Source organism: uncultured Roseobacter sp. (assembly GCF_947488185.1).
In the GTDB taxonomy this organism is placed as follows: Bacteria; Pseudomonadota; Alphaproteobacteria; order Rhodobacterales; family Rhodobacteraceae; genus Roseobacter.
The window spans coordinates 87,247-103,430 of record NZ_CANKYM010000003.1; the positions used below are offsets into that span (position 1 = coordinate 87,247).

The window sequence follows — 16,184 nt, forward strand, 5'->3', positions numbered from 1 at the left end:
TCTGGTCAGGTTCACGTTCGCACCCGCGTGTTGACCCGAAGGCTGTCCGGCGGGTATGTGTCGAGGATGAGAGGCTTGATCTGTGCTTTCAACCAAGATATTGATTTTAATAATAAATTTATGAACGCTTAACTGCGGGTTCATCGAATTTTCATCTGACTTTCAGGACAGGCGTGTTTCGGGTGTTGATTGCGGTTTTTGGGCCTTCCGGCGTGGCCGCTTGCGCGAATCGATTGCTACGATTCCCGCGGGCACGGAGGGCGCCACAGGGTGTCCAAATGCCCGTGGTTCATTCTACATGGGCTTGGTCGGAAAGCCGTCGAGAAGGGGTGGGGTGGACGACGCCAGGTTTTCCTCAAATACCGCGCGGGTGCGATTGCAACGATCTCGGGTCCGATGGTGTGACGAAAACGCTCTGGGAAAAGTCAGGGCGGATCTGGAGGCGGGTCAGGTCAGCCCGGCATTTGATTTCAGCAGGAATTGCGACCAGATCGGCCCGCATGCCGCGCCGATTTCGCGCGCCTTGTGCCCGATCTCGCCCGCTTCGATCTGCGGGGGGATGAGACCGCGCGTGTCCTGATTTGAAATGTAGCGCCGGGTCCGTTCTACCAGTGTGCGCTTGACGTCCGCGGGCAGGCCGCCGTCAATGAGAATGGCTTCGAAATCGATCACGGCGCAGGTCGAGAGTGCAGCCTTGGCAAGCTCCTGCGCGGTCTGCCTGATCCAGGGTTCGACATAGCGTTCGTAGGGGCTCCAGTCGCCGCTGGTCCACAGGGCGCTGGGGTCCAGCCCCACTTCTGCCAGCCGCGCCTCCAGCAGATGGATCGAGGCGATGTCGATCAGTTGGCGGCTTTCCCCATTCGGGCCGACGCTGCGCAAAGACCCCAGCGCGCCCGCGTTGCCCTGATGTCCTTCGAACACCGAATGATCGAGCACAACACCGCCGCCGACGAAGGCCGCGACGAAAAAATAGGCGTAGTCGCGGAACTCTTTCCCCCGTCCGTAGACATGTTCCGCCCGGCAGGCGGCAGTGGCATCATTGACGATGTGAACCGGTAGATCCGAGAACTCGGCAACTTCCTCGCGAAAGCTGACATCCTGCCACAGCGCGAACTCTTCTGCGCTGGCGCCCACCATCTCGTGCCAGTTCCACAGCTCGAAAGGGGCTGCAATCCCAATGCCGCAAATCCTGTCCTGTAGCTTCGCCGGTAAAACGCCGACCAGGTCTGCGCATCCATCCCGCAAGAACGCGAAGATTTCATGCGGCAAGGGATATTGGAATCCGATGGCCCGTTCGGCGCGCACGACGCCGGTGAAATCCATCAGGATGATCTTGGCATTGCGTCGTCCGATCGTGACCCCGATCGAAAACACGCCATCGGGCGCCAATCTCATCGGGACCGAGGGCTTTCCGACCTTACCACGTACCGGCTTGCCGCGCTGGAGCAGGCCATCTTTTTCAAGCTTGCGCAGGATGACAGAAACGGTTTGCGGGGACAGACCGGCAAGCCGCGCGAGATCGCTCCCGGGCAGGGGGCCGTTGCGCTGCAGCATCGACAGAAGCAGACGTTCATTGTGGTTTCGCAACCCGCTCTGGTTCACGCCACCACTGAGAGTTCTGATCTTGGACCCATCCATAGATACAGGCCTTAAACGCAAAGTTACACGTCAAGGATACGTCGCGGGCGATTAATAAATCAAGTTTATTTATTTATTGACCCTGTTCTGAGAATCGGTTTTGTTAAAAATTGGTTCCGCTTAATTGGATCTATCGTCTGGGAGGACATCATGAAAAAACTACTCGCAACAACTGCTGTCGCCATGACCGCACTGTCCGGTGCGGCATTTGCAGATGGTCATGCCGTGACCGCGTGCCTGATCACAAAGACAGACACCAACCCATTCTTTGTCAAGATGAAGGAAGGTGCCGAAGCCAAGGCGGCAGAGTTGGGCATGACGCTCAAATCCTTTGCCGGTAAAGTCGATGGTGACCACGAAACGCAGGTCGCTGCGATCGAGACATGTATTGCCGACGGCGCAAAAGGCATCTTGCTGACGGCGTCCGACACCTCCTCCATCGTTTCCTCTGTGCAGCAGGCGCGGGATGCCGGTCTGGTTGTCATTGCGCTCGACACGCCCCTCTCTCCGATTGATGCCGCAGATGCGACGTTTGCCACGGACAACTTTTTGGCGGGCGAGTTGATCGGCAAATGGGCCGCCGCCAAGCTTGGCGATGAGGCCGCAAATGCAAAGATCGGGATGCTTGATCTTGCCGTATCGCAGCCAACCGTTGGCGTGCTGCGGGATCAGGGATTCCTGCAGGGTTTCGGCATTGACATAGGCGACCCGAACAAATGGGGGGACGAGACTGACCCCCGGATTGTGGGCAATGATGTCACGGCGGGGAATGAGGAGGGCGGTCGCAAGGCGATGGAAAACCTTTTGGCGAAGGACCCGGAAATCAATGTCGTCTACACCATCAACGAGCCTGCCGCGGCAGGGGCCTATGAGGCGCTCAAATCCATCGGTCGTGAAAACGACGTGCTGATCGTTTCCGTCGATGGCGGCTGCCCTGGCGTGGCCAACATCAAGGACGGTGTGATCGGCGCGACATCCCAGCAGTACCCGCTGCTGATGGCGTCCAAGGGCGTTGAAGCCATCGCGGCCTGGGCGAAGGATGGCACCAAGCCTGCTCTGACACCGGGCAAGGACTTCTTTGACACGGGCGTTGCCCTGGTCACGGACGAGCCTGTCGAGGGCGTGGAAAGCATCGACACAACCGAAGGCACAAACCTCTGCTGGGGCTGACGCCGAGTGCCTTAGATGTCTAGACTAAGAAGAGGGGCGGCTTGGCGCGCCCCTTTTTACCAAGGGAGAGGGAAGAAATGTCACGCGCAGAGATGACAGACGACGGGGTCGCCAAGTTCGACGATCCGCACCGCGGCCTTATCGGGACACTGCAACACTGGCTGCATATCAATCCGGCTCTGGTGCCGCTGATCGTTCTGGTGGCATCGGTTGTTGTCTTCGGTCTGCTCTTGGGATCCAAATTCTTCTCGCCCTTTGCCCTGACGCTGATTTTGCAGCAGGTGCAGATCGTTGGCATCGTCGCGGCGGCGCAGTCGCTGGTTATCCTGACGGCAGGTATTGATCTGAGTGTGGGCGCAATTGCTGTCATCTCATCCGTCATCATGGGGCAGTTCACCTTTCGTTATGGCCTGCCGGTCGAAGTGGCCGTCGCCTGCGGCCTGATCGCGGGGACCGCCATTGGATATGTGAACGGCTGGCTGGTGGCGGTGATGAAACTGCCGCCTTTCATCGTCACCCTGGGCATGTGGCAAATCGTGCTGGCCGCAAACTTCCTTTATTCCGCAAATGAGACGATCCGCAGTCAGGAAATCGCGTCCAACGCCGCCTTGCTGCAGCTGCTGGGCGCCAAGTTCAAAGTGGGGGGGGCGGTCTTTACGGTCGGTGTGCTCTTCCTGGTGGTGCTGGTCGTCCTGCTGGCCTATGTGCTGCGCCACACGGCCTGGGGGCGCCATGTCTATGCCGTTGGGGATGATCCCGAAGCTGCTGAGCTGTCTGGCGTGAACGTCAAGGGCACGCTCATCTCCGTATACGCTGTGGCCGGGCTGATCTGTGGTTTCGCCGGTTGGGCCCTGATTGGGCGGATCGGATCAGTTTCGCCCACATCAGGACAATTGCTGAACATTGAAAGCATCACGGCGGTGGTGATCGGGGGCATTTCGCTCTTCGGGGGGCGCGGTTCCATTCTGGGCACCTTCTTCGGTGCATTGATCGTGGGCGTCTTTACCCTTGGCTTACGCCTGATGGGGGCGGACGCACAGTGGACCTATCTGTTGATTGGCGTGCTCATCATCGCGGCGGTTGCCGTGGACCAATGGATCAGAAAGGTGGCCGCGTAATGGAACCCATTCTCAAAGGACGTGGTCTGGTAAAGCGTTACGGCAAGGTGACGGCACTGGACCACTGCGATTTTGATCTGATGCCCGGTGAAATTCTGGCTGTGATTGGCGACAACGGTGCGGGTAAGTCTTCCCTGATCAAGGCGGTATCCGGTGCGGTCATCCCGGACGAGGGACAGGTTTTTCTGGAAGGTCAGCAAATCAGTTTCCGGTCGCCCATTCAGGCGCGCGAAGCAGGGATCGAGACCGTTTACCAAACGCTCGCGATGTCGCCCGCGCTCTCGATTGCAGACAACATGTTCATGGGCCGCGAAATCCGCCGCCCGGGCATCATGGGCAAGTGGTTTCGCAAGCTGGATCGCCCCAAGATGGAACGCCTGGCGCGGGAAAAGCTCACTGAACTGGGGCTCATGACCATTCAAAACATCAATCAGGCGGTCGAAACTCTGTCCGGTGGGCAACGTCAGGGTGTGGCGGTCGCGCGGGCAGCGGCCTTTGGGTCCAAGGTAATTATTCTGGATGAGCCCACGGCGGCGCTGGGCGTCAAGGAATCCCGCAAGGTATTGGAACTCATTCAGGATGTGAAGTCCCGTGGCATTCCGATCATTCTGATCAGCCATAACATGCCGCATGTCTTTGAAGTCGCTGACCGAATTCACGTGCACCGGTTGGGAAAGCGGCTGTGTGTCATCAACCCCAAGGACTACACGATGTCCGACGCCGTTGCTTTCATGACGGGGGCAAAAGATGCGCCTGCGGAAGCCGTCGGCGCATAATCGCCATAGATAGTTTTCGCTCACGCGCATCTGACAGAAGCGCTAGGGGTGCCCGGCTGCGTGTCCCGCGTTTGGCTGACGCTCCCGGGGCCCTACGACCCCGGTGCGGCGAGCCTGTCATTCGAGCTCAATCTCCATTTGTCGCATTGAGCGCCCGTACCCACCCGCAGTCAGGCTTGTGATCGCTCCGGTTGTATCAAGCGTCAGATCGACAATGATTGTGCTTGGTGAAGCCGGGGTCATGAAATCACCCTGATCGATGGTCATATGGGTCTCTTTGATGCCCATGACATCGTAGAGAAAACATCCAAGCGGGCCAGCGGCCATACCCGTAGCAGCTTCTTCCGGGATTGCATATCGCGGGGCAAACATCCGCGTCGTCGCGTGGCTCGAGGAAGAAGAAGGCGACGTCGTAAATACATAGTAGCCGATGAGATCGAGTTTGTCGCTGATCGCGCTGATTGCGTCTAGGTCTGGTGTAATCCCGGCGAGCACGTCTTCATTCTTGACCGGAACAACCACGAAACTGTTCCCGGTATTGACCAACTGGGGGTCAACGCCATCCATCATGTCGGCCTCGTCGAGCCCCAGGGAGTTCAACACATCCTGGAGCGAGACACCCTTGTCGGACCATTGTGCGGGTGTTTCATACGACGGAGCGATCTGCTCCATAAAGGCTTGCTCGCCCTTGATGGTGATCTTGCGTGGACCGTCAACCGTCATCTTTGACGTTTCGCCTTCAGCAACGGCACCGGTCTCGGCCATATGCGCAAAGGCGGCGATTGTCGCGTGACCGCAATGCGCAATACGGCGGTTCGGTGTGAAGAAGTCCAACCTAAACCCGGCTTTATCAGAGCGGGACACGAATGCCGTTTCTGACAGGCCAATCTTTGCCGCAATTTGCAACATGTCTTCATCGGTTAGATGATCTGCATCGAAGACTACGCCAGCGGGATTTCCACCCGTTCCGTTTTTGACGAAGCCATTGACGATGTGGGCAGTCACTTTTGTCTTCTCATCTGTTATGTTCATGGTACCTTCCTCAGGTGGATAGTTATGCCCATCTATAAAAGGAGTTTGCGTGAAAATGGATCATATATTAATGAGCTTTTTTCATGAAAAGAATTAGTCAGAAATCTATTCGGAAACTTGCAGCGGCGGCGCCAACCGTTGCGGCCGTGTCTCGGACAATGAGCTTTACGCAGGCGGCGCATGAGCTGGGCGTCCATCAGTCCGCCATCAGTCATAAAATCAACGCTCTCGAGGAGGACCTGGGGTTCGCTCTCTTCACACGTACCACGCGAAACGTGACGCCGACGCTCCAAGGTGGGCCAATTTGCGCGGCCAGTGAAAGCGCAACGGATGCGCTGGAACACGCCTTGGACGCCGTCCTTCGCATTCAGCAGCGCGATGGAGCAACTCTGTCCCTCTCTTCATCTCTTGCAATGAAATGGGTCGTGCCCGCCATGACGCGCGCTCAGGCGAGCGGTTTGAAACTGACGCTCAACGTAGATGACGAGCTAACGGAGTTTGGCCCGAGTAGCGCGTCAAATGCTGCGATCCGCTTCGGCCCGGGTCCATACCCCGGTTTGTTCGCGACGGTGCTGTCAAGTTGCTTTGCCATCCCCGTATCCAGCGGCAGTTTGGCATCATCCTTGATGAGCGGTGAGCGCCGCGCGGTGCTGTTGCGGGATACGCGCGCCGAGATGGACGATCCCGACAACTCGTGGGAGCAGTATCTTGGGGCTGAAAGATATGGAGAAGGTCCCTTTGATACCTCTGTGACATTCGAGCGTACGGATGTTGCGATACAGGCGGCCATAGGTGGTATGGGACATGCGCTTGCACGCAGCTTGCTCTTCGAAAGTGATCTGGAGGCTGGTTTGCTCGTCAACTCCGGGCCACCCAAATCAGTTGCGTCCAAATACTGGTTGGTTACCACATGTGATTTTGCGCAGACCGATGCATTTGCAAAGCTATCTAGCTGGCTGGCTGCTGAAGTGCGCCTGAGCAAGCAGCTGTTCAGCAAGCACCGTTCGGAGAGATACTCCGGGAACAGTCTTTGACCCAAATGCCTGCAGAGCGACTGTCTTACGTAGCTGCAGCACGACTACACCTATGGATTTGCGGTCTAAAACTGCATATCTCTGGAAGATAACGGGTCAATCTGAAACAGATTACTTCGCAGCCGTGACTTCGATTTCTACCAACAAATCGGGAGCGGCCAGCGCGGCCACAACCAAAGTTGTCACGGCAGGTGCATTTCCCTCGTTCCATCTGGTCTGACGCACCTCGGAAAGGCTTGCAAGGTTGTCAGCGTCAGTCACGAAGTAGGTGACACGCAGAATATCGGCAGTCGTCATCTCCGCGTCAACCAAGAGCGCCTCGACGTTGTCAATCGCTTGGTTGCACTGATCTTTGAAACTCGCATGGGTCGTGCCGTCCGGCGCTACACCGATCTGGCCGGATAGGAAGACGAACCTACGTGGTTCCGTGATTTCGGTGCCATGCACATATATGCCTTGGTACTGTTCAGGAACTGCACGGAGAGTGTTTGGCGAAAGGCGCTTAAGCATCTGAAACTCCAAGCCTTGGACATTGACTGTTCTGCTGGGTGTTACGCTGTCGACATGTAGCTCTACCAATAAAAGGCGCAATGCAGGTATCGGCTGTGTTTATGTCGCGCAGAAACTGCGGCGTCTAATCTGATGTATGGCGCTGTTTGATTGCGCCGACGTTGAGTGGCGACAAGGCCTCTTTGTGCCGCACATGGGTTTTCGATTGGCGTCCGGCGGCTGAACATGCATTGAAATTCAGCGAGAACGGTTGATTTTAGGTCGCACTTGGATGACGACAAATTATCGCTACCCGTCCAGGCAACCCGAAGACAACACACCTGTCCGCATTTAAGGATCATCAGCCATTACCAGTCCCGCAAAAATCCAATCCGCAGAAGCCTGCTCGATGGAGGCGTTGTGTGCTGCGATGAACCGATCCTTCTCCGACTACGCAGTGCCGATGCATCTGACGACCGAGGCCTTCACTTTCATGATGCGCCAGAGAGGGTTTGATCGTGCGGCGTCCAGAGTTGCGCTCATCGATGGTGAAATTGCCGCACTTTGGCTCGTGTCCGTTCGCGGCGCGGCGGGTTATCTGATTTCCAGCGGAACTGACCCGACACATCGGCGGCGTGGGCTGTCGCGTGCCCTTGCCGCAGAGTGCCTTTCGGCATTCAAACGCGCCGGGGCGGCAAGTTTGCAGACAGAAGTGTTGATCGACAACAAACAAGCCCATGATCTGTATCTGTCGCTCGGGATGACGACCGCGCGTGTTCTGGATTGCTATGCTCTGTCACGTCCAGAAGGTCCGGCGGGGCGACATGAGGTGTCAGAGGTTTCCTGGCACGCGGTGGCGCAGGCTGTTCAGCCCCTGCAGGATTTTCAGCCGTCCTGGCAAAACGACGCCGAATCCTTGAACGCGATCGCCGATGATGTGAGATGTCATGCGGTTTTCGACGGTGCAGGGGTGGCAGGTTACGCGGCGATTGTTCCAAGCACGGGGACCCTGGCGCAGATTGCCGTCAGGCAAGACAAACGGCGCATGGGGATCGCTGGCGCGCTGCTGGGAAGCTATCTGGACGTGGAAAGTCTGCGCGTGATCAATGCCGACACCGCCTCGGATGGTTTCCGCGCTTTCATGGCCTCTCTCGGCGCGGAGCGGACACTTGGACAATATGAATTGAAGATGTCCCTGTGAGGTTCTTGCAAAACCTGAACTGATGCGGAGCGATCGGCCTTTGTGCCTGGCGTCGAAAGGCGCTGTCTTTCCGAGCGACCGACCAGGTCACTTTCTTTGGCGCAGGGCAGAGCTTTGAGAAGGCAGCGTCCCGTCCGTTGCGTTGCCCTGTGCAAGCCGCTCCTTCATTCTTTCCGCGCGTAGTGGCGGTAAGGTCGGTGCGGCGCGGGCCATTTTCTCTGCGCGCTCGGGCGCAGTTTTCACGAGGTTCGGGATGGCGACCGCCTCGGGCAGGTTTTTCCAGTATTTCTTGGGCATTTCGGAACACATCGCCGACACCTTCAGGCGGGCGGGGTTAAAGATGTTCTCGAAATAAGCGATCCACAGGTCTTCGTGAGCATCCTCGGGTAAATCCGGGCGCGGTTGGCCCGCTGAAAACGACACCACCCCATCAACACATATGGCGGTTTTGTCAGGCGTTATGATCCGCCAGTCCATGTCCCCAAAGCGTCTCGCGAAAAACGATGCCGTCGGCTCGACCGTGTGATGCGTGGGCTCAAACCACGCGGCGAAAGAGCGGCGTGGTGCTTCCGGATCGCCGATCTCCCGAAAGCGGACAAAGGCCTTCATCTTGTGCTGACATCGGTGCACGTTCTTTTCCATCCGCCGCAAGCGCGCGAGACGCGAGTCACCGTGATCGCCGGTCAAGTGTGGCGCATCCCGCAGCCGCCACAGAAAACCGTAAAGGCGCGCGAAACGATCGCGATCCCGATGCCAGACAACGCTGTTGGCCATCGCGACAAAGCGGCGGGACACCTTGATGTCGCCTGTGGGGGGCGGCGCCTGCGTACGGGCAAAGAGCTCTGGCGCGGCGCCCGGCTCTTGCCAGCATATTTCATGGGGAGGGACCTGCGCTGCGAGAAAGCCCCGTGCTGCTGTGCGCCACGCAGTGGCAGCTCCGATTTTGGGGATCACGACGTGATACATCAAAAGAGGGTCAACTGTTCGGGCGGCGGCGCAAATCGCGCACGCAAGCAGGCGCTGTCGGTCAGGCTGCCCGGGCTCCACCCGCCCGCGACGATAAAGGGCTGGGCCTTTTTCATCGCGCCGCCAATCCGCAGAAGATGGTCATAGCGCAGGTAACAATGCCGTCGGGTGCTCACGATCCGCTTGACCGTCTTCACGCCAAAACCGGGCACCCGCAGCAACAACTCTTTCGGCGCCTTGTTCACGTCCACCGGAAACAATGCGCGATGTTCCAGCGCCCATGCGAGCTTCGGATCGACCGCGAGGTCGAGATTGCCGTCCCGTGTGGTCGAGGTGATTTCATCCAGTTCGAACCCGTAAAAGCGCAGCAGCCAATCCGCCTGATACAGCCGATGCTCTCTCTGCAGCGGCGGGCTGATCAGGGGCAGTTTGGCGGAGCTGTCCGGGATCGGCGAAAACGCCGAGTAATACACGCGCTTGAGCTTGTAGTCGCCGTAGAGCCGGGTGGAACGGCCCAGGATCGTTTTATCTGTCGCGCCATCCGCGCCAATGATCATCTGCGTTGACTGACCGGCGGGCGCGAACCGCGGCGGACGGCGACCGCGGTGTGACCTGTCCTGTGCTGCGTCCTTGCGGTGCCTGACATCTGCCATTGCGCCCCGGATCTGCTCGGGGCTTTTTTCCGGCGCGTAGGCCTCGACCGCGGCATCTGTAGGCAATTCGACGTTGATCGACAGCCTATCCGCCAGCAACCCCGCCTCGGCAATCAGTTCGGGCGCCGCGTCCGGAATGGTTTTCAGGTGAATGTATCCCCTGAAGGATTCCTTCCTTCGCAGCCTGCGCGCGATCCGCACCATATCCGCCATTGTTGCGTCCGGCGAGCGGATGATCCCTGAGGAGAGAAACAGCCCTTCGATGTAGTTGCGCCGATAAAAGTTGATCGTCAGGTCCACGACTTCATCTACGGTAAAGCGTGCACGTGGCACGTTCGAAGACACCCGGTTCACGCAATAGCTGCAGTCGTAGACGCAGAAATTGGTCATCAGGATCTTGAGCAGGCTGATGCACCGTCCGTCCGGGGCATAGGCGTGACAGATGCCACTGCCTTCGTTCGAGCCGAGCCCATTGCCATCCCGCGAGTCGCGCTTGCTGGAGCCTGACGAGGCGCATGAGGCATCGTATTTGGCGGCATCGCTCAGGATTTCGAGCTTTCTTTTGACGGTCATGCGAGTCATTTGTTCACTTTATGTTCCGCACGGGATGCGCGCAATACAGAAAGGTGCGGGGCCGTCGCGCTGACAAATTTCATCATGCACGCAAGGATACCGCCGGCGGGGGCTTTCCATCCCGGCTCACTTCAGCGCAATCTTTGAGTCAGAGTATTCAGTAGAACGGCCGAAGGTCGGCCAGTATCCGGGACACCTTTATGATTTGCTTGAATCTGACAACCCTGCGCCAGGGTTTCCTCGGCCTCATCGTGATCAGTTTGCTGACCACCACCGTCGCGGCACAGGACACGAGCCAGAATGCCGACATATCCGTGCCGGAGCAGACCGTGGCACTCGAACCCACGGCCAGCGATGTGACAATTGCCGAGCGTGTCGAAAGCATTTTCGAGGCGACGGGCTGGTTCATCAATCCTGTGGTGCGCGTGCAGGAGGGGGTCGCATTCCTTGACGGGACCGTGGCACTGGCGGACCACCGCAAATGGGCGCGGGATCTGGCGGCAAAGACCGATGGGGTCGTCGCCGTCGTCAACCGGCTGGAGGTGGAGCAAAAGGTCTCCTGGAGCCTTGATCCGGCGCGGCGGGAATTGCGCAACTTCATGCAGCAGACAATTGTCGCGATGCCGCTCGTGCTACTGTCGCTGTTCATTCTACCGCTGTCGTGGATGCTGGCCAGGCTGGTGTCGCGCATTGCCAGATGGATGATGGGCAGCCGAATCCAGTCGCCGTTTCTGAAAGACATCATCGCGCGCACCATATCCTTCCCGGTGTTCCTGCTGGGGCTTTATCTGGTGCTGCAGATGGCGGGACTGACCCAGCTGGCTCTGTCGGTCATGGGGGGCGCCGGTGTTCTGGGCATCGTGATCGGTTTCGCCTTTCGCGATATCGCGGAGAATTTCCTCGCCAGCCTGCTGCTCAGCATCCGGCAGCCTTTCAGGCGCGGTGACTGGATCCGCGTCGACGGTCAGGAGGGGCTGGTGCAGAGCATGAACACCCGCAGCACCGTCCTCATCTCCGGCGAAGGTAACCACATCCAGATCCCCAACTCGGCCGTGTTCAAGAACACCATCGAAAACTTCTCCGCCGCAGCGAAAAGGCGTGACACCTTTGATGTGGGCATCGGTTATGATGCCTCAGTCGTTCAGGTGCAGCAGATCATCACCGATTTGCTGAATGAAAATGACATGATTTACGATGATCCACACCCGATGGTGTTGGTGGACTCGCTGGGGACCTCGACCGTCAACATCAAGGTCTATTACTGGTATGATTTTTCCAAGCTCTCGCCCCTGAAACTCAAGTCAGCCCTGTTGCGGCAGGCCAAGAAGGCACTGACCGAAGGCGGTGTCTCCATGCCGGACGAAGCCCGTGAGGTTATCTTCCCGCAGGGCATACCGATCAAGAACGCGACTGACGGCGAGGACGCCGCGGGTGCAACGCCTGTTCAGACAGAGGCCCCTGCGCAGCTCCCTCATGAACCCGCTCATTCCAGCCTCGACGCCGACCTGGCAAATGAGGCGGAGGATTTGCAGCAACAGGCGACCACACGTGTCGAGGAGGGAGAAGAAGACCTGCTGTCGCGTGGGGAATAGTCGAAGGCTGCGCCTACTTGGACATCCAGTCCGCGATCAGCCGGTGTTGCACATTGGCCTGCGCGGCCACCCGGTAAAAGCCGATGAGTTCGCGCAGGGGGGAAGAAATCCGTTCAAACCCGGAGATGAAGGCAACGATCACACCCAACTGAACCTCGCCCTGCATGGCGAGATATCCGCCGAACAGCAGGACGGTCAACGGACCCATCGCATTCAACAGGTTGAGCGCTGATTTCATGGCGAATTTCAGGATGAAAAAACGCATACGGTTCTTGTAGATATCGGTCAGAAGGCTTTTGCACTGGTCCCGCGTTTCGACGCTGTGGTCCGAAATCTCGTCGCCAAGGTCGCGCAACAGGCCGACACGTTCTTCGATGAGTCGATTGAGACGCCGCTGCAAAAGCGGGGTCAGCACCACCTGCGGCACCAGAAATCCAAGGGCGAAGATGGCAATTTGGGGCTCCACGACAAACATGTAGAGGGCCACACCCAACAGCATCGCCCCGTTTGCGCAGGCCCCGGACAGCGCCTCGCCCACGAAACCGCCGAGTTTTTCCACCTCCGACCCCACAATCGATACGGCGCGACCGTTGCCGTCCGCCGCGTCGCCGTTGCGTTCCTCGTGAAGGGTCAGGAGGTGGCGGCGCGTGTAGAGGCTGGCGCTTTCCGTGATCCAGGACTGATAAATCCAAAGAGCGAATTTGAGCGCCTGATGCAGAAGGATAAGCACCACATAGGCGGTGCCAAACTGCACCAGCATGGAGACATCCCGGCTTTCCACCACTTCGTTCACGATGCGGCGTTGCAGTTCCAGAGGCGCGAGGTTCAGGACGGCAACACAAACCCCCAGCAGGCAAACCGCAACCTGATGCCATTCGCTCATGCGCCACACATACCCCAGCAAGGAGGACGCGGGGCTGTCGTCTCCGGTCTGACGTACCCTGCGCGGCGTGCCTGTTCGTCGCAATACTCTCACATATCCGCGCTACCACAGCAGGACATCGGTCTCAATGCGTGTCTTGGCGCGCGGATTGGTGGCCCAGCCTTGCACTCCCGAAGCACCGCCCCTGTTGCAACGTCGCCTCGGGGAGCGCCGCCACGTCTTGCGGGCCGCCGACGTATTCTCTAGGCTTCCCGGATCAGGGGAAATGGATAGTATATGGCATCTGCAGATGAGCTTGAGTTCGTCGTTGCGATTGGGGCATCGGCTGGCGGGCTGGCGGCGATCAAGGATCTGATTGCGGAGCTTCCTGCCGATCTTGACGCGCCTATTGTGATTGCCGTGCACAGCGAACCCTCGTCCAGGTTGGCGGATGTTTTGAAGCTCGTGAGTGATCTGCCGATCAAGCGAGCTGAGGACGGTGAAAAACTGCGGAAAGGCTGGATTTATACTGTGCCCGGCGCGACCCATGCATTTTTCCGGAACGAAAGAATTCACCTTTCCAGCCTTGTAAGAGATTCCGGATTTCGCCCCTCTATCGACGCGTTGTTTATGACGCTTGCGGCTGAATACGGCAGCCGGGCGATTGCCGTGGTCCTTTCAGGGACAATGAAAGACGGGATGCGCGGGGCTCAGGTGATCTATGACATGGGCGGTCAGACCATTGTGCAGGACCCAAAGGATGCGCAACACGCAGGGATGCCAAACAGCGTCATCATGAATGACCACCCCGAAACAGTGCGATCTGCGAAGGAGCTTGGCATCTGGCTTGGCTCCCTGATCGGACAGGAGACCTGATCCTGTCGCCACGGCCCCCGGGCCTTTGGCAAGCATCTGAAAAACGTCTGTCGGAGACCCTCAATGGGCTGAACGTCGATCAGTGATCGAGAATTTTTGACAGGAAATCCTGCGCGCGCTCACTTTTGGGATTGTCGAAGAAGGCCGTGGTTTGCCTGTCTTCGACGATGGCGCCGTTGTCCATGAAGATCACCCGGTCGGCGACCTTTCGGGCAAAGCCCATCTCATGGGTCACCACCATCATGGTCATGCCTTCCTGCGCAAGTTCCACCATGACGTCCAGCACCTCCTTGATCATCTCGGGATCCAGCGCCGAGGTTGGCTCGTCAAAAAGCATCGCAATCGGATCCATTGCGAGGGAGCGGGCGATGGCAATGCGTTGCTGCTGACCGCCTGACAGCTGGCTTGGAAACTTGGCCGCATGATCGGCCATGCCGACGCGGTCGAGCAATTTTTCTGCCCGAGCCACGGCCTCCGCCCGCGCGCGTTTAAGGACCTTTTCCTGCGCCAGACAGAGGTTTTCCAACACGCTCATATGCGGGTAGAGTTCGAAATGCTGAAACACCATGCCGATCCGCGACCGCAAGGCTGTCAGATTGGCACCCTTGGCGGTCACGTCATCCCCATCCACGGAAATCCGACCCTGCTGGACAGGCTCCAGACCGTTCACGCATTTGATCAGGGTCGATTTGCCGGACCCTGAGGGACCGCAGACGACGACAACCTCTCCCTTGGCAACCTGCGCTGTACAGTCCGTCAAAACCCGGAAGTCACCGTACCACTTGGATATGTTTTCAATGTCGATCATGTGGCCATCCGGGATTTGAGGCTTCGGACCAGCATCGAACCGGAGAAGCAGATTACGAAATAGACAAGGGCTGCAAAGAGATACATCTCTACCAACCTGCCCTCGGTACGCGCCACGATGGAGGAGGCTGTCATGAAGTCCCGCAGGCTGACCACGAAGACCAGCGAGGTGTCCTGAAAGAGGATGATGCCTTGGGTGACCAGGATCGGCACCATGTTGCGGAACGCCTGTGGCAGGACGACATAGCGCTGGATTTGCCAGTAGCTCAGACCGGTGGATTGCCCGGCATGTACCTGCCCGCGTTTCACGCTCTGGATGCCGGCGCGCATGATTTCCGAATAGTAGGCCGCCTCAAACAGCACGAAGGCAATCAGCGCGGAGTAGAAACCGCCGATGGGGCGGCCAAGCGCCAGGGGCACCAGAAAGTAGAACCAGAAGATCACCAGGATCAGCGGCACGGAGCGGATCAGGTTGACGTAGGTGGCTGCCACAATCGCGAGGGGGGCAATGCCGGAGAGCCGCGCCAGCGCCAGCAGAGTGCCCAGAACAATGCCGCCGATGATGGATAGAAGGGTCAGTAACAGGCTGAGCTGAAGCCCCTGCCACAGGAAAGGCAGGGACGACCATATGACGTTGAAATCGAAATCCGTCATCGCTCAGGCCTCCTTGCCGACATAGCCCGGGATGCGTGTGTACTTCTCCAGCACCTGCATCAGGATGGTCGCGACCAATGCGATGCAAACGTAGATCACGGTGGCGGCGGTGAAGGCTTCGAACCCCTGAAAAGTGTATTCCGCGATCTGCTGGCTCTGCGCCGTTAACTCCAGCAGGCCAATCGTCAGCGCGAGGGAGGAATTCTTGAAAACGGTCAGGAATTCCGACGTCAGCGGCGGGACGATGATGCGGAAGGAGATCGGCAGGAGCACATAGCGGTAGGTTTGCGCGGTGCTGAGACCATGCGCCGTTGCCGCAGCAGACAGGCCCGGCGGGACCGTCTCGATGCCCGCGCGGACCTGCTCGGCGATACGGGAGGCGGTGTAGAGGCCGAGCGCGACCACGGCGGTCACGAACTCCGGATTCGGCAGGTCCCGTTTCATCCAGCGGCCCCAGTCCTCGGGCAGCATTTCCGGCACCGCAAAGTACCAGATGAACATCTGAACCAGCAGCGGGACATTGCGGAAGATCTCGACATAGGTGGCGCAGATGCCGCGTACGATTTTGTTTGGGACCGTCTTGCCGACCCCCACCAGAGAGCCGATGACAATCGCGATGCACCAGGCCGAGAGAGCGACGGAGATGGTCCAGCCAAAACCGGAGATCAGCCAGTTGAGGTATTGCTCTTCAAAGAGAACACCCCAATTCCAATTGTAGTTCATGCTCGTTTGCCCCGCTGCAT

15 protein-coding genes and 1 pseudogene are annotated in these 16,184 nt (G+C 58.4%); 7 read left to right on the forward strand and 9 right to left on the reverse strand.

Annotation, left to right across the window (positions count from 1 at the left end):
• Nucleotides 1-447: 447 nt before the first annotated feature.
• Nucleotides 448-1,638 (reverse strand): ROK family transcriptional regulator, encoded by a 1,191-nt coding sequence (locus tag Q1A52_RS11570; protein WP_300015189.1) that lies wholly within the window; start codon nt 1,636-1,638, stop codon nt 448-450.
• Between the two features lie 150 nt (nt 1,639-1,788).
• On the opposite strand from Q1A52_RS11570, the gene Q1A52_RS11575 reads away from it, so the two are divergent.
• The 3 genes from Q1A52_RS11575 (at nt 1,789) to Q1A52_RS11585 (ending at nt 4,702) form a co-directional block, all read left to right on the forward strand.
• Nucleotides 1,789-2,808, forward strand: a complete 1,020-nt coding sequence (locus tag Q1A52_RS11575) for a sugar ABC transporter substrate-binding protein (RefSeq protein WP_299868202.1) — start codon at nt 1,789-1,791, stop codon at nt 2,806-2,808.
• A gap of 92 nt (nt 2,809-2,900) precedes the next feature.
• Nucleotides 2,901-3,926: an ABC transporter permease gene (locus Q1A52_RS11580; protein WP_300017277.1), complete on the forward strand. Its 1,026-nt coding sequence runs from the start codon at nt 2,901-2,903 to the stop codon at nt 3,924-3,926.
• The gene (locus Q1A52_RS11585) at nt 3,926-4,702 is read left to right on the forward strand and encodes an ATP-binding cassette domain-containing protein (RefSeq protein ID WP_300015193.1); all 777 of its coding nucleotides are present in this window, start codon (nt 3,926-3,928) and stop codon (nt 4,700-4,702) included. The genes Q1A52_RS11580 and Q1A52_RS11585 overlap by 1 nt, the downstream gene beginning before the upstream one ends.
• A gap of 117 nt (nt 4,703-4,819) precedes the next feature.
• On the opposite strand, the gene Q1A52_RS11590 is transcribed toward Q1A52_RS11585, so the two are convergent.
• On the reverse strand, nt 4,820-5,734 hold the full coding sequence (locus Q1A52_RS11590) for a PhzF family phenazine biosynthesis protein (RefSeq protein WP_300015196.1): 915 nt from the start codon (nt 5,732-5,734) through the stop codon (nt 4,820-4,822).
• An 83-nt stretch (nt 5,735-5,817) separates the two neighbouring features.
• On the opposite strand from Q1A52_RS11590, the gene Q1A52_RS11595 reads away from it, so the two are divergent.
• Nucleotides 5,818-6,768, forward strand: a complete 951-nt coding sequence (locus tag Q1A52_RS11595; RefSeq protein WP_300015201.1) for a LysR family transcriptional regulator — start codon at nt 5,818-5,820, stop codon at nt 6,766-6,768.
• Between the two features lie 111 nt (nt 6,769-6,879).
• Here the strand turns inward: Q1A52_RS11595 and Q1A52_RS11600 are convergent, their stop codons facing one another.
• Complete coding sequence (locus Q1A52_RS11600; RefSeq protein WP_300015204.1) at nt 6,880-7,215, reverse strand: RidA family protein; 336 nt, start codon at nt 7,213-7,215, stop codon at nt 6,880-6,882.
• A gap of 472 nt (nt 7,216-7,687) precedes the next feature.
• Between Q1A52_RS11600 and Q1A52_RS11605 the strand changes: the two genes are divergently transcribed.
• Nucleotides 7,688-8,458, forward strand: a complete 771-nt coding sequence (locus Q1A52_RS11605; protein WP_300015207.1) for a GNAT family N-acetyltransferase — start codon at nt 7,688-7,690, stop codon at nt 8,456-8,458.
• A 141-nt stretch (nt 8,459-8,599) separates the two neighbouring features.
• Here the strand turns inward: Q1A52_RS11605 and Q1A52_RS11610 are convergent.
• Nucleotides 8,600-9,424, reverse strand: a pseudogene (locus Q1A52_RS11610) (TIGR03915 family putative DNA repair protein); the annotation flags it as partial.
• Nucleotides 9,424-10,659 (reverse strand): putative DNA modification/repair radical SAM protein, encoded by a 1,236-nt coding sequence (locus Q1A52_RS11615; protein WP_300015210.1) that lies wholly within the window; start codon nt 10,657-10,659, stop codon nt 9,424-9,426. The gene Q1A52_RS11615 and the pseudogene Q1A52_RS11610, both read right to left, overlap by 1 nt.
• Nucleotides 10,660-10,850: 191 nt before the next feature.
• Here Q1A52_RS11615 and Q1A52_RS11620 point away from each other — a divergent pair, with 191 nt between their 5' ends.
• Nucleotides 10,851-12,242, forward strand: a complete 1,392-nt coding sequence (locus Q1A52_RS11620; RefSeq protein WP_300015213.1) for a mechanosensitive ion channel family protein — start codon at nt 10,851-10,853, stop codon at nt 12,240-12,242.
• Nucleotides 12,243-12,255: 13 nt separating this feature from the next.
• Here Q1A52_RS11620 and Q1A52_RS11625 read toward each other — a convergent pair whose 3' ends face one another.
• Nucleotides 12,256-13,125: an ABC transporter ATP-binding protein gene (locus tag Q1A52_RS11625; protein ID WP_300015216.1), complete on the reverse strand. Its 870-nt coding sequence runs from the start codon at nt 13,123-13,125 to the stop codon at nt 12,256-12,258.
• A gap of 276 nt (nt 13,126-13,401) precedes the next feature.
• On the opposite strand from Q1A52_RS11625, the gene Q1A52_RS11630 reads away from it, so the two are divergent.
• Complete coding sequence (locus Q1A52_RS11630; RefSeq protein ID WP_300015219.1) at nt 13,402-13,980, forward strand: chemotaxis protein CheB; 579 nt, start codon at nt 13,402-13,404, stop codon at nt 13,978-13,980.
• Between the two features lie 79 nt (nt 13,981-14,059).
• On the opposite strand, the gene Q1A52_RS11635 is transcribed toward Q1A52_RS11630, so the two are convergent.
• From Q1A52_RS11635 to Q1A52_RS11645, 3 genes are read right to left on the reverse strand one after another with little or no spacing between them, the layout of a single operon-like run.
• Nucleotides 14,060-14,788 (reverse strand): amino acid ABC transporter ATP-binding protein, encoded by a 729-nt coding sequence (locus tag Q1A52_RS11635; protein WP_300015222.1) that lies wholly within the window; start codon nt 14,786-14,788, stop codon nt 14,060-14,062.
• Nucleotides 14,785-15,441 (reverse strand): ABC transporter permease subunit, encoded by a 657-nt coding sequence (locus tag Q1A52_RS11640; protein WP_300015225.1) that lies wholly within the window; start codon nt 15,439-15,441, stop codon nt 14,785-14,787. Before Q1A52_RS11640 ends, Q1A52_RS11635 begins: the two co-directional genes overlap by 4 nt.
• A 3-nt stretch (nt 15,442-15,444) precedes the next feature.
• Entirely contained in the window at nt 15,445-16,164 is a 720-nt protein-coding gene (locus Q1A52_RS11645; RefSeq protein WP_300015228.1) for an amino acid ABC transporter permease, read from the reverse strand.
• Nucleotides 16,165-16,184 lie beyond the last annotated feature (20 nt).

What these genes read in the sequence shown, in the direction of transcription:
- Q1A52_RS11570 (WP_300015189.1), bottom strand. Translation starts at nt 1,638, where the DNA reads ATGGATGGGTCCAAGATCAGAACTCTCAGTGGTGGCGTGAACCAGAGC.
- Q1A52_RS11625 (WP_300015216.1), bottom strand. Translation starts at nt 13,125, where the DNA reads ATGAGCGAATGGCATCAGGTTGCGGTTTGCCTGCTGGGGGTTTGTGTT.
- Q1A52_RS11590 (WP_300015196.1), bottom strand. Translation starts at nt 5,734, where the DNA reads ATGAACATAACAGATGAGAAGACAAAAGTGACTGCCCACATCGTCAAT.
- Q1A52_RS11605 (WP_300015207.1), top strand. Translation starts at nt 7,688, where the DNA reads ATGAACCGATCCTTCTCCGACTACGCAGTGCCGATGCATCTGACGACC.
- Q1A52_RS11580 (WP_300017277.1), top strand. Translation starts at nt 2,901, where the DNA reads ATGACAGACGACGGGGTCGCCAAGTTCGACGATCCGCACCGCGGCCTT.
- Q1A52_RS11620 (WP_300015213.1), top strand. Translation starts at nt 10,851, where the DNA reads ATGATTTGCTTGAATCTGACAACCCTGCGCCAGGGTTTCCTCGGCCTC.
- Q1A52_RS11575 (WP_299868202.1), top strand. Translation starts at nt 1,789, where the DNA reads ATGAAAAAACTACTCGCAACAACTGCTGTCGCCATGACCGCACTGTCC.
- Q1A52_RS11635 (WP_300015222.1), bottom strand. Translation starts at nt 14,788, where the DNA reads ATGATCGACATTGAAAACATATCCAAGTGGTACGGTGACTTCCGGGTT.
- Q1A52_RS11595 (WP_300015201.1), top strand. Translation starts at nt 5,818, where the DNA reads ATGAAAAGAATTAGTCAGAAATCTATTCGGAAACTTGCAGCGGCGGCG.
- Q1A52_RS11645 (WP_300015228.1), bottom strand. Translation starts at nt 16,164, where the DNA reads ATGAACTACAATTGGAATTGGGGTGTTCTCTTTGAAGAGCAATACCTC.
- Q1A52_RS11630 (WP_300015219.1), top strand. Translation starts at nt 13,402, where the DNA reads ATGGCATCTGCAGATGAGCTTGAGTTCGTCGTTGCGATTGGGGCATCG.
- Q1A52_RS11615 (WP_300015210.1), bottom strand. Translation starts at nt 10,659, where the DNA reads ATGACTCGCATGACCGTCAAAAGAAAGCTCGAAATCCTGAGCGATGCC.
- Q1A52_RS11585 (WP_300015193.1), top strand. Translation starts at nt 3,926, where the DNA reads ATGGAACCCATTCTCAAAGGACGTGGTCTGGTAAAGCGTTACGGCAAG.
- Q1A52_RS11640 (WP_300015225.1), bottom strand. Translation starts at nt 15,441, where the DNA reads ATGACGGATTTCGATTTCAACGTCATATGGTCGTCCCTGCCTTTCCTG.